Source organism: Mesorhizobium sp. M7A.F.Ca.CA.001.08.2.1, assembly GCF_003998455.1.
GTDB classification, from domain to species: domain Bacteria; phylum Pseudomonadota; class Alphaproteobacteria; order Rhizobiales; family Rhizobiaceae; genus Mesorhizobium; species Mesorhizobium ciceri.
This window is the reverse complement of record NZ_RZPW01001477.1, coordinates 1-439: the sequence shown is the minus strand read 5'-3', so window position 1 is coordinate 439 and position 439 is coordinate 1. Positions and strand designations below refer to the sequence as shown.

Here is a 439-nt window from a genome sequence, read left to right as displayed (position 1 = left end):
ACCGGGACGCGGCAGTCTGTTGGCCAGGATTCCGTCGAGCCAGCCCTCGGCGCCCGGCCCGCCGACCTCGAACTTGGTCATTGGTGTCATCTCGACCAGACCGGCGGCCTGGCGGACAGCCTGGACCTCTGCGGCGACGTGGTTCCCCTTGGGGGTCCAGCGCCAGCTGTAGACATTGCGCGCCTCGACACCCGCGGGCGCAAACCAGCTCGGCATCTCCCAGCCGTTCAACACGTCCCATACCGCGCCAAGCTGACTTAGGCGGTCATAGGACGGGGCCGTTTTCTGCGGTCGCGCCGCCGGCATGTCCTGGCCCGGATAGTGCTGTACGGCGTGGGTGCCCCAGGCTTCCCGGACCTTGGCCTGGGTCCAGTTCTTGTTGGCGTATCGGCCGAACCTGCGGGGATCCAGCTCCGCCGTGTCGATGCTGTTGCCACCC

At 67.9% G+C, this 439-nt stretch carries 1 pseudogene; it reads right to left on the bottom strand.

Annotated elements, in window-relative coordinates:
• A pseudogene (locus tag EN914_RS38075) lies at positions 1–439 on the bottom strand (FAD-dependent oxidoreductase); the annotation flags it as partial.